This is a genomic window from Paenibacillus sp. IHB B 3084 (assembly GCF_001447315.1).
GTDB lineage: Bacteria > Bacillota > Bacilli > Paenibacillales > Paenibacillaceae > Paenibacillus.
The window spans coordinates 520907-533032 of sequence record NZ_CP013203.1 but is presented as its reverse complement, the minus strand read 5'-3'; the positions used below and the strand labels follow the sequence as shown (position 1 = coordinate 533032).

Here is a 12126-nt window from a genome sequence, read left to right as displayed (position 1 = left end):
AGGCGAGTCGTAAACCTTCCTTGACCAAGGGTCCAATTACCAAAACACTGTTATCTCAGCAGTGGCGGTCATTTTCTATTATGCTTTTGGAAAATGGAAGCAGGCCAGCATTGCGATGGCTTTCAAAGCGTGAAACCGGTAGAGGATAAGGGATAGGCAGGGCTTTTAACCTATTCTGAAATTAATAAGATTATCAGGGTGAATTTTGTTTAATTTCAATTTTTGTGTATTTAATCATGACAGGTATAAAGATTTTTTGTGAAAATGGATCGTTTTTCTTAAATATTAAAGAAAAAGTGAGGTTGTTCATTTGTGCTAAAAGGACGATCATATTATAATGAGTATGGTTTGGATAGGTATAATTACGTAGACAACAATGTGGAGGCACCGTCATTTGAGTTATGTTGAGCAAGGACGTTATCAAGTTCCGAGAGGCCCCATAGGTCTAATGAGCCGAATGTACAAGCACATTCTCCCTGAAACGAAGCAGGAATTGGGAAATTGGAAACACAAGGCTAAACAGATTCCGGATCCCGAGCTGAGAAGTCAGGCACTTGCAAGCATAGCAGAAAAGACGTTTCACTGTGTAGGCGGGGCGGTTTATGCCGCAGGGAATATGTCTGCCCGGCAGACGTTAATTCCGCTTATTGTGGCGTACCAGACGATTAGCGATTATCTGGACAACCTGTGTGATCGCAGCACGTCCATGGACCCGGATGATTTCAGGCTGTTGCATCAGTCTATGCTGGATGCGGTCAACCCCGCAGCTAAGCCAGTGAATTATTACGCTTTGCGTCGTGAGCAGGAGGATGGCGGTTATTTGACCGGGCTGGTGACAACCTGTCAGTCTTGTGTAAGCAGGCTTCCTGGCTATGAGGCGGCAATGCCTTACGTTCAGGATCTGGCGGGATTATACACGGATTTGCAAGTTTACAAGCATATTAAACCCGAATTGCGCGAACAAGCGCTATTGGATTGGTGGTCGGTTCATAAGGACCGTACACCGGAGTTGCGCTGGAACGAATTTGCTGCGGCTACCGGTTCAACCCTGGGGGTATTTATGCTGTTTCTTGCTGCTAGCGACCAGCATCTCACGGATGCGGGGGCTGCCTCAATACATGTATCGTATTTTCCACATGTGTGCAGTCTTCATATTTTGCTGGATTATCTAATCGATCAAGACGAAGACCGGAAGGGCGGAGATCTTAACTTCTGCAATTATTATGAAGATACCGACATGATGCTGGACCGGATCGCCTATGTTGTGAATCGGGCGCGGGTTGATATTGCAGATGTCCCTGCCAGCTCCTTTCACCGGATGATTATCGAGGGATTGCTGGCGTTATATTTATCCGACCCCAAAGTTAGCGAGCAGCAAGAAGTGCGCGCGGTTTCGAAACGTTTAATGAAAAACAGTCCGCTCATGCGTTTGTTTTTCTTTTTAAACAGTCGATGGATAAGAAGGCTTTTATGAACATTTTGAGGAGGTCATAAATCATGACAGCAGTTAAGAAAATCGCAGTATTAACGAGTGGTGGAGATTCACAGGGGATGAACGCCGCAGTTCGCGCCGTTGTGCGCAGCGGCTTGTATTTTGGACTTGAAGTATTCGGGGTTCAGCGCGGATATCAGGGCCTGCTGAATGATGATATTTTCCCGATGGATCTGAGAAGTGTCGGAGATATTATCCAACGTGGGGGTACTGTACTTCAATCTGCCCGGTGTCTAGAATTTACGACCGAGGAAGGACAGAAGCGAGGCGCTGAAATTTTGCGTAACCGTGGAATTGATGGCTTAGTCGTGATCGGAGGCGATGGTTCCTATCAAGGAGCTAACAAACTGACCAAACAAGGAATTAAAACAATGTGCCTTCCAGGTACGATTGACAATGACATTTCCTTCACCGACTACACGATTGGTTTTGATACGGCGGTTAGTATCGTAGTGGACGCCATCAACAAACTGCGTGATACGATGTCATCCCATGAACGTTCTTCTATCGTAGAAGTCATGGGACGTCATTGCGGCGATATTGCTTTGCATGCAGGTCTGGCTTCCGGCGCAGAAACGATTTTGGTGCCCGAAGTAGAGTTTGACCTGAATGAAGTATCTGATCGGATGAAGCAAAACTTTAAGCACGGCAAACGCCACAGTATCATTATCGTTGCTGAAGGCGCAGGCAAAGGTGAAACCGTAGCACAAGTAATCCAGGAAAACTGTCCGGATTATGAGCCGCGTGTAACGGTGCTTGGACACATTCAACGTGGAGGCACACCAACCGCATTTGACCGTAATCTGGCAAGCCGTTTGGGTGACTTTGCTGTTCGTCAATTGATTGAGGGTATATCGGACAAGGCTTGCGGAACGATTGATGGCAAGCTGGTAGCCACTGATATTGACAAGGTCGTTAATACGAAAAAAGATTTCAATATGGAGCTTTACGAGCTGGCCTTGCGCTTGTCCCAATAATAATTAGCTGTTTTATGTACCAGATTGATTCACATCTGGGAATTCTTAAACTCATGCGGATGACCCGAGTCATCCGCTTATTTTTTAACATTTAAAGCAGGTTTGGAGGGGAATAAATGTATTTGTTCAAAATCGAAGTGGACAGCTCGGAAGGAGCCTTAACCGTTATTCTCGTTGCGGAAAATGAGGAGCAGGCATTTCAGGCGGTGGACCAGCATGTGGAGAGACATTTTCTGTATCCTCCAAAGCTGAACGAAGTAGCTATTGTGGAGAAAAAAAGAATAACTTCGGGTACTGCATATGTCATGGAAACACGCTGATACACGCAAAGGCTAAACAGCCTCTACGTGTTGTTTTTTTTCGGCAAAACGTCGTTGTACAACCAGCAGGCGGAAGAGAAGGGACACTGCTCCCGCGGCCAAACCTGTAATCAAGCCGATCCAGTAGCCGTAGGGACCAAATGATGTCCAACGTGAGATAATATATCCTACAGGAAGTCCAATAACCCAATAGGCCAGAAACGTAATCAGAAAGGCCGAATTGACATCCTTATATCCACGCAGTGCTCCTTGAGTAGGTGTAGCGATAGCGTCGGATATTTGAAAGAAAATCGCATAGAGCAGGAAATGTTGCGCTAACTGAATAACCTGTGGATCGGTGGAGTACAGCATGGCGACCTGTTCGCCCCAGATCACAAGCACAACAGCCGTGATCAATGACAGACCAACCGCACTGCTGATTCCCATCACGCTGTATATTTTTGCATCCCGCGGCCGTCCTGCCCCACCTCATACCCGACCAGAATCGTGAGCGCCATACAAATACTGAGCGGAATCATATATAGTGTTGTCGCAAAGTTCATAGCGGCCTGATGAGCCGCAATTGTTGCCGTATTATAACTGCTCATGAAGAGAGTAACAGCTGCGAAGACAGCCGTTTCGAAAAAGATCGCAAAGCCGATGGGTACCCCGATTTTGATAAGCTCTTTCCAGGCACTAATAGCAATGCCGTATATCTTGTTGAAAATCCCGTATTCGGCAAATATCTTTCCCCGATGTGCGGTGATGCCAGCAACAAGCATAACAATCCAGTACGTGGCGGCAGTTGCCACTCCGGAGCCCACACCCCCAGACGAGGAAAACCCCAGTTTCCATAAATGAGTAAGTAGTTCAACAAGACATTGATGGGCAACGACATCAGTGTGATGGTCATCGTAAACCGGGTTTGTCCCAGTGCATCCATAAAGCTCCGTAGGACCGTATAAGCAAAGAGCGGGGCAATGCCGAAGGCCATCCCACAAAGGTAGTACAAGGCCACATTATGAACCCTCAACTCCAGATTCATCCCGTGCAGAATGGGCTTAACGAGAAAAATACCTGCAATCAGAACAATCATCGATAGAGTGAGCGAGAGCCATAGGGCCTGAATGACATAGTAAGAAACCTTGTCCTTGCGCTGTGCTCCAACCAATTGGGATACAATAGGGGTGATGGCCATAAGTATTCCGTTGAGGCCTGTTTGTACAGGGACCCACAGACTCACTCCGATGGCTACACCAGCCAAATCGGCAGAAGAAAAGTGTCCCGACATATTAGTATCAAAAAAAGTCATCGCGGATAGTGCAAGTTGTGTTACCAGAATAGGGAGCAAAATGTTAAAAAGCTGCTTCCATTTTTGGCTGTTAGTTAGCGTCAAATGCATGTTTATGTCCTCACTTACTTGGAAGTTATCAATCGTATATATCATAACGTGTCAAGTATTTATTGTAAGGGATGTAGCAGCATTTGAACAGCAACAAAAGACTGCACCCATGATCAAACGAATGGGGCAGCCTTGGAAACCTTTAAATGATTTGGTGTATTGTGCAGAAATAATGATAAGACCGGGATACATGGATTATTTGTACATTACTCCGCTAGTATAGCGGTTTGTAGCATTCCAGAGTAAATATTCGTCAACCTTCATATCCTTGAGCGCTCGAATTTGATCCTCGACCTGGGTTTTACCATATTTGGCATAATGACCGCTTCCCAGCCAGCTTGCGGTAAAATCCTGAATCCATGGACGAATGATGGGTTTCAGCTTGCCTGTCGGGTCAAGCTTTTTGTGCGTATCTGCCATCGAGCCTTTAATGGTCTGGTACGGATTTTTGTCAGGGTCTTTTACACCGAACCAGCCTGTTGTATAGTGACTTGGATAAACCATAGGAGAAATGACATCCACATTTTCTGAAATTTTGGCGAAATCCTGTCCGATTCCTTCCGCAGCGGGAACGGATGCGGCATACCCGAAAATATCTACTGATACCCGCACACCCAGTGGAGCAAGCTCTTTACGGGCATATTGCACGAACTCAGCGACCGCATCTACACGTGATTGATTGGATTTGGTATATTTCAGCTTGTCGGCTCTTTTCTCAAAGCCTTCAGGGAAACGTACATAGTCAAACTGAATTTCCTTGAAGCCCAGCTTTGCTGCCTCCTTGGCGATAGCAATATTATAATCCCAAACCTCTTTATTATAGGGATTGACGAACCCATCGCCCTTGCCGTTTTTCCAGACAGAGCCGTCAGGATTGCGGAAGGACATTTCGGGATTTTTGTTGGCTAATACCGTATCTTTAAATACTACAATACGGGCAATCGGGTACACGTTGTGCTTTTTCAACCGGTCCATCAAACCGGAAATATCCCGAATGAATTTTTGCGGCTTGCCCAATTTCATCAGCTCGGGATTGGTCGTTGGATAAGTGATGTAACCTGCATCATCCTTAATATCAATAACCATGGAATTGAGCTCTGTTTTGTCGAGCAGTTCAAGCAGCTGGGTCATACGCGAACCGCCTGCACTATAAGCCGTAACATAGATGCCCTTGATAGCAGGAGTCGTCGGCTGTGGGTCAATTTTAACCGGAGGATTGGAGGCATCCATCTTCATATTACTGTGCTGAGCCTGAATCATCGCGCTGCTAATTGTCGTTGCCACCGTATCTTTTACATTTGGGGCGTTGGCTGAATGATCCCCGTTTCCGCCTATTCCCATTGCCAATAGCATAATTGCCCAAATCATATTCATTTCCTAACTCTCTCCCTTATGTAAGTCGCTTACCTGATTATACGTAAAGTTATGTATCGAGAAACAACACGGTTGTAACCAATACTGGAATCATCAGGCACAGTCTTACATGATTAACCCAAGCCTTGTTCATTGAATCCGTAAAATGGCATAAATAATGCCGCTTTCTTCGTGGCTGCGGACTGCAACCGGAAGAAGCGGCACTTGGTGGAGAGATTTAATGAAGATGTTTACTGAAGATACGTATTGTCCTGATGCTCACAAATACTGTACTGAATAATTTCGAGCGCATCCATGGGCTTGAGAATGGCCATCCCGTCCCGAAGTACAATCATCGAGTTCAGCTCATTCTTTTTGAGAAACGGGAGCATTTCTGGATACCATCTCAAGACAATGTCGGACAGTTTTACCGTTTCCATTTCCACAAAAATCACCCTTTCCTGCTCGGAATCATTCCATAAGAATCATTCGGTACGAATCGGAAAAGCAAAGTGCCTGTGAAATAGCAGGTAAAGCTGGTCTTTATATAATATGGGAACAGCGCACGTATAGTGTACCACAGAAACTGCATTTTGACACTTGGGCTCGTGCTTATCTTCGGCGGAATGAGCCCATAACCCCTACCGTTTCTACGATATTAACAAAAGCAGAAGGGTCTACTTTCTTAATAATGCGTTTCAGTTCTGCCAGCTCGTAGCGTGTTGTAACTGTCATCAGCATATCCTTTTCGGTATGAGAAAATGCACCTTCAATTTTAATTTTACTGACTCCACGCGGCGTTGTCAGCATTCGGCTGAGCAGCTTCTCTGTATGCTCAGTAATGATGTAAACGGTTATTTTAGTGTGACTCACATAAATCTGATCCAACACCTTGCCGGTCGCGAAAATGGATAACATGGATGCAAGGGCAACATTCCAGTCCTGGTTCAGATATCCTGCTGCCAGAATAACCAGCCCATTCAAACCGACGAGCACAGTCCCTACAGGAAAATCGCGGTAACGGGTGACGATGGAGCCGATAATGTCAAAACCGCCAGTAGATCCCCCCACCCGAAAGGAAATACCAGCTCCAACGCCAATCAGCACTCCACCAAAAACGGAGGCCAGCAGCGTATCGTTAACAAGGGCATGCACAGGAATCCAGGCCAAAATCCATGTCGTGGCGACAACAGACAAAATACTCATACTAATAAATCGTTTCCCTAAAATAAACCAGCCTGCAATGAGCATCGGAATGTTTAGGACAAAATACATCACGCTGATATCGAATTTTGTAAAGTAGCCAATTAACATGGAAAGCCCTGCTACTCCGCCGCTCAGCAGGTGGTGCGGCACGAGAAACAGATTAAAACCGCTTGCTATAGCAGCGGCTCCCAAAATGACAACAAAACAGTTTAAAACTATTTTAACAACGTTTTTCACCTCATTTAAAATATACGGACAGTAACTTGCTGGTATTCATGAATTGTTTTGTGTTATAATGCGATGTGGATATTCTTGAGTAGGGACCTTCTGTCCAGAGAAACACTTAAAATTTAAACTGTTTTAAAAAGGATAAATTCGTTTAAGATGTATCGGATAAGGTTAACCGAGTTTATACAGAAAGATGCAGTTATAGGCCTTAATAAACTGTCACTGTATTGGGTAAACCTATACAACAATATCGCTACTTAAGAATACAGACAACATTGTGGATTGTCCACCACATCCACCATTATGAAGGAGTTTGAATAAATTTGACGACATTTGCAGAATTTAATCTTGAACCGAAAGTACTTGAGGCGATTACAGAGCTTGGTTTTGAAGAAGCGACGCCGATTCAATCCCAATCCATCCCTCTTGCGCTGCAAGGAAGAGACATGATTGGCCAAGCCCAAACAGGTACGGGTAAAACCGCAGCTTTTGGTATTCCGTTGATCAGCAAAATCTCTAAAAACGACGACAAAATCAGAGCCCTGATTATGGCTCCAACACGTGAGCTTGCCATTCAGGTAGCTGAAGAAATCGAAAAACTTTCCCGCTTCAAAGGTCTTCGCACTCTGCCAATCTATGGCGGTCAAGATATCGTGCGCCAGATTCGCGCTTTGAAAAAGAAACCTCAAATTATCATTGGTACACCAGGTCGCTTGCTCGACCATATCAACCGCAAAACCATCAAGCTGGAAGACGTAAACACCGTTGTTTTGGATGAAGCAGATGAAATGCTGGATATGGGCTTTATGGAAGATATCCAATCCATTCTGAAGCAGGTTCCGGACGAGCGTCAAACGATGCTTTTCTCGGCTACGATGCCTCCTAATATCAAAAAATTGGCTGAACAGTTCCTTAAAAACCCTGAGCATGTTTCAGTTATCCCTAAACAAGTTAGTGCTCCACTGATTGATCAGGCCTACATTGAAGTTCCTGAACGTCAAAAATTCGAAGCTTTGAGCCGTTTGATCGACATGGAATCCCCAGAACTCGCTATCGTATTCGGTCGTACCAAGCGCCGGGTAGACGAGCTGGCTGAAGCGCTGCAAAAACGTGGATATTCCGCAGACGGTCTGCATGGTGACTTGTCTCAGAACCAACGTGATGCCGTAATGCGCAAATTCCGCGACGGAAGCATTGACGTGCTCGTAGCAACTGATGTAGCTGCCCGTGGTTTGGACGTTTCCGGTGTAACCCACGTTGTGAACTTTGACCTTCCGCAAGATCCGGAAAGCTATGTTCACCGTATTGGACGTACCGGACGTGCAGGTAAAGAAGGAGAAGCATGGTCTTTCGTAACGCCTCGTGAAATTGATCATCTGCATTTCATTGAGCGTGTAACTCGTCACCGTATTGCGCGTAAGCCGCTTCCAACTTTGGCTGAAGCTTTGGAAGGCAAACAACGCATCATCGCAGAACGTCTCCTCGAGGCTGTAGAAAGCGGTGAGCTGAACGAATACAAAGGCTTGGCTATTCAAATGCTGGAGCAGTATGACTCCGTACAACTTCTCTCCGCAGCTCTGAAGCTGATGACTGGCGAGAAGAGAGAAGGGTCTATTGAGCTGACTCCGGAAGATCCAATTCGTGCAAAACGTCGTAAACCGGATGTTCGTTCCGGCGGACGCAAGCCGTCTAACTACAGCGGACGCAGCAACGGTGGTTATAACTCCAACCGTACTGGTGGCAGTGGTAGTGGCAGCAAAGGCGGATATGGTGGCTACAATCGTGGCAGCAAAGAAGGCGGTAGCTACAACCGTGATTCCGCGAGCCGCAATAGTGGAGATCGCAGACCACGTCCAAGCAGTAGCGGAGAAACTCGTCGTCCTGCAAGACGCGAAGATTCCTCTTCTGAATAAGAATTGAAATAACAGGAAAGCCGAAGTGAATGCTCGCTTCGGCTTTTTGCTATGAGATCAAAAAGTGCAAATTTCTTAGCAACCTGCTTCGACGGTTGAAGTATTGATTTCACTGGCGCATTGGGGATGAAATACGGTATGATATAGTCAACAGCCGGAATTTACAGGCACAGCAACATGAGCCATGGAACCTGCCAGGGCTTGCGGAGGGAGAGACTAACGTTGGAGTTTAAAGGAGCTATGGGTGGTATTTATCGCCTGACTGAATGGATTACCAGACTGGCGGCTACCAATTTGTTATGGGTGTTATGCTCGTCGCCTTTTATGTTCTGTCTCATACTCAAACTACTTGTGATGAATCAGAACTTGGCTAATGAATCTTTACAAATGAACTGGGCGATGGCTGTTTTGGCACCGCTTACTTTATTTCCGGCTACATCGGCCATGTTTACCGTCGTCCGCAAATGGGTAATGGGCGATACGGATGCAGGTGTGTTTCGTACCTTCTTTAAAGGATACAAGGAAAACTATAAGCAGAGCCTGATCGGAGGCATCTTTTACACGCTACTGTTTGTCATTATGTATGTGGATTATACCGTGTATATGACGCAGCTCAGCAATTTGCAAATTGTAGGCATTATCATGCTTATTCTCATCATTATTTTGCTCGTATCCATGTTTAACTTTTTCTCGATGGTTGCTCATTATCATATGTCCAGCGGACAACTGATCAAAAATGCGGTCTTGCTGACGCTCATTCGACCGTTCCGTGTATTTTCTACCATGCTCGGTAGCGCGATTGTTATCTTTATTGGAGTCAAATACCCTGTGCTTTTCTTGTTCTTCATTGGTAGTGTGGTGGCCTGGTTCGCTTTCTTTAATTTTTATGGAACGTTCCTCAAAATGCAGGATCAGATGGAAAAGATGAAGCAAAAAGACGAAGAGGCAGGTATCACGGAAGACAAGAAAAGTGATAACCTCCAAAAATAAAACAGATTTCTCCTAGCATTTACTTTCCGAGTGAGAAGCGCTATAATAAGGTCACATCCTGCGATGCACGTTACGGTCATTTGTTGTTTTGAACCAATGACAATGTCTAGGGAGACCAATACGGGTGGACAGCTGAAAAGCCCTGTCAATTCTGACAAGGGGACTTCAAAAGTTTGTCCTGCGATCACCCACCTGCTAAAGCAGGTTCAGAAGACGCTATGGTCGGACGGCATCGGCGGGTACTCTATAACGTAATCAATACACCCTGATACTGCTCCGTGCAGAAACAGGGTGTTTTTTGTATGTAATAATGCTAAAATAAGAAATAAGGTACTCAATCGCATACCACAGGTATGATCGGGTTCACTTTGTTGCTTTAACGTTTTTATAAAGCGCTTGCAGCAAAGGGAAATCGATGTGCTGTATTCAGCAACGATTATCATGAAGGAGGAAATGTCTTGTCGTTAAAGAGGACTCTGGTGGGGATTGTGCGCAGCCAAGAAGGTACAAGCGACCGGGTCAAAGACCCCCAAATGAAGACACGCTATTATAACTTATCGAGAGACAAGGCCTGGGAAGAGGTATCGTCCGTTTTAAAAAAGATTCCTGGATACAAGGTGCTACATGAGGTGCCATCCGTAGGTGAGATTACGCTTGAGAAGCGAACGGCATTCGGCAGAACTGTCGACATTACCGTTTCTATATTGTCCGTCTCGCCCGTTCGGAGTGCTGTGGATATTTATTCCGCTTCGCGCGGATCGCTGGGGGACATGGGTGCAAATTATCGCATTATTTTGCAGTTGTTTGCCGTGATTGACAAGAAACTGTCCGCTCATAAGGTCGTACAGTGATTGCGGACGTGTGAGCAGCAACGTGGCAGACCAACGTCAAAAAAAGCGAGGAAGGCAACCCTTCACTCGCTTTTTTAATATTCGAATCAGCCTTAACGTAAGCAGAATGAATTAGACCAGCTTCTTCACCGCTGCAATCGCTTGATCATAGTCAGGATGCTCGGACATTTCGCTCAGATATTCTACATAAGCGATTTTATCGTTTTGATCAATCACGAAAATAGCGCGATGATCCAGATGGAATTCCTTAATAAACACGCCGTAGGCTTCGCCGAAGGAATGGTCCTTGTAATCGGACAGTGTCAATACACGGTCAATACCCGCAGCACCGCACCAACGAGCTTGGGCAAACGGCAGATCCACGCTGACAGTCAGTATTACGACTTGATCTCCGAGAGAATCCGCTTCTTGATTAAAACGACGAGTCTGTGCGTCACACACGCCTGTATCAAGAGAAGGAACAACGCTGATTAGCTTGACTTTACCTGCAAAATCTTGAAGCGTAGCAGCTTCCAGCAGATTTTTTTGCAATTTAAAATCAGGGGCCTGATCTCCAACTTTCAGTTCAGGACCCACGAGAGTCAAAGGATTGCCTTTAAAAGTAGCAGCTTCTTTACGTTCTTGTGCCATATGTAATAGCCTCCTTGGTTTTTAGCATTGGTTATCGTTGCTGAAATCTATTATAATCTTTTATAAAAGACATTGTCCAATTTGAATAAGGTGGAGACACCCCATGAAGGAAGGATTGCCTTGATTTTTTTACGGTATGAGAACTGGAAAAGTTATTTGCGTTTTTACCCGGTTACCTGTTTGATTCTGCTTATCAATATCGTGATGTTTATTGTGCTGACCGTACATGGTGGATCGGAAAATAGTTTGACACTAATCCGGTATGGGGCCTTGATCAATGAGGAGCCGTTTACCGACCAGTTATGGCGGTATGTGTCAGCTATGTTTTTACACGCGGGTTTTGATCATCTTTTCTTTAATTCCTTTGCGATTCTTGTATTTGCTCCACCGCTGGAACGTCTGCTGGGGTCCTTTCGCTACGTGCTGCTGTACCTCGCTACAGGCATTGTAGGAAACGTGCTGTCCATTGCGCATTACAACATGGTAGCGGAAACCACGGTCTCTGTAGGGGCGTCAGGAGCGATATATGGTATCTACGGCGCATTTCTGTACGTTGCTCTGTTTCAGCGGACGCTGATGGATGAAGCTTCACGCAAAACACTGTACACGCTGCTCGGCTTTGGTATCCTGTTTTCGTTCGCTGTGGCGAATATTAACTGGACCGCCCATTTTGGAGGACTGCTCAGCGGGTTTTTCTTGTATGGATTAATGATCAGATTGACTGGCCAACGTAAACGTCACTAAAGACAGCTTTACCGTAAGTCGGCAGGGCAAGAAAGAGGAAG

General features: G+C 45.6%; 11 protein-coding genes, 1 other RNA gene and 1 pseudogene. 8 read left to right on the top strand and 5 right to left on the bottom strand.

All coding sequences use genetic code 11. From position 1 onward, the window contains the following. Positions 1–394: 394 nt before the first annotated feature. The 3 genes from ASL14_RS02490 to ASL14_RS02480 all read left to right on the top strand — a co-directional run bounded on the left by ASL14_RS02490 (position 395) and on the right by ASL14_RS02480 (position 2789). On the top strand, positions 395–1474 hold the full coding sequence (locus ASL14_RS02490; protein WP_134910322.1) for a tetraprenyl-beta-curcumene synthase family protein: 1080 nt from the start codon (positions 395–397) through the stop codon (positions 1472–1474). Positions 1475–1497: 23 nt separating this feature from the next. Next, a complete protein-coding gene (pfkA, locus tag ASL14_RS02485; protein WP_134910321.1) occupies positions 1498–2469 on the top strand; it encodes a 6-phosphofructokinase in 972 nt (323 codons plus the stop codon). A gap of 116 nt (positions 2470–2585) precedes the next feature. Beyond that, complete coding sequence (locus ASL14_RS02480; protein ID WP_014280850.1) at positions 2586–2789, top strand: DUF3906 family protein; 204 nt, start codon at positions 2586–2588, stop codon at positions 2787–2789. Positions 2790–2801: 12 nt separating this feature from the next. On the opposite strand, the pseudogene ASL14_RS02475 reads toward ASL14_RS02480, so the two are convergent. The 4 genes and pseudogenes from ASL14_RS02475 to ASL14_RS02460 form a co-directional block, all read right to left on the bottom strand. Further along, a pseudogene (locus ASL14_RS02475) lies at positions 2802–4170 on the bottom strand (MATE family efflux transporter). A 195-nt stretch (positions 4171–4365) separates the two neighbouring features. Then, positions 4366–5544, bottom strand: coding sequence for a putative glycoside hydrolase (locus ASL14_RS02470; RefSeq protein WP_134910320.1), 1179 nt, complete (start codon positions 5542–5544; stop codon positions 4366–4368). A gap of 230 nt (positions 5545–5774) precedes the next feature. Next, positions 5775–5963 carry a hypothetical protein gene (locus tag ASL14_RS02465; protein WP_134910319.1) on the bottom strand — a complete coding sequence of 63 codons (189 nt, stop codon included), beginning with the start codon at positions 5961–5963 and terminating at the stop codon, positions 5775–5777. 172 nt (positions 5964–6135) lie between these two features. After that, entirely contained in the window at positions 6136–6966 is an 831-nt protein-coding gene (locus tag ASL14_RS02460; protein WP_134910318.1) for a YitT family protein, read from the bottom strand. Positions 6967–7280: 314 nt separating this feature from the next. On the opposite strand from ASL14_RS02460, the gene ASL14_RS02455 reads away from it, so the two are divergent. From ASL14_RS02455 to ASL14_RS02440, 4 genes are all read left to right on the top strand, one after another. Continuing rightward, entirely contained in the window at positions 7281–8870 is a 1590-nt protein-coding gene (locus ASL14_RS02455) for a degradosome RNA helicase CshA (RefSeq protein ID WP_134910317.1), read from the top strand. 222 nt (positions 8871–9092) lie between these two features. Next, the gene (locus tag ASL14_RS02450) at positions 9093–9860 is read left to right on the top strand and encodes a YesL family protein (protein ID WP_134910316.1); all 768 of its coding nucleotides are present in this window, start codon (positions 9093–9095) and stop codon (positions 9858–9860) included. Between the two features lie 52 nt (positions 9861–9912). After that, positions 9913–10106, top strand: a non-coding RNA gene (gene ssrS / locus ASL14_RS02445) — 6S RNA. 212 nt (positions 10107–10318) lie between these two features. Further along, complete coding sequence (locus ASL14_RS02440) at positions 10319–10711, top strand: DUF1499 domain-containing protein (RefSeq protein ID WP_134910315.1); 393 nt, start codon at positions 10319–10321, stop codon at positions 10709–10711. Between the two features lie 111 nt (positions 10712–10822). Here ASL14_RS02440 and tpx read toward each other — a convergent pair whose 3' ends face one another. Next, on the bottom strand, positions 10823–11341 hold the full coding sequence (gene tpx / locus ASL14_RS02435) for a thiol peroxidase (protein ID WP_134910314.1): 519 nt from the start codon (positions 11339–11341) through the stop codon (positions 10823–10825). 120 nt (positions 11342–11461) lie between these two features. Here tpx and ASL14_RS02430 point away from each other — a divergent pair, with 120 nt between their 5' ends. Continuing rightward, positions 11462–12085: a rhomboid family intramembrane serine protease gene (locus ASL14_RS02430; RefSeq protein ID WP_134910313.1), complete on the top strand. Its 624-nt coding sequence runs from the start codon at positions 11462–11464 to the stop codon at positions 12083–12085. The last annotated feature ends 41 nt before the right edge of the window (positions 12086–12126 follow it).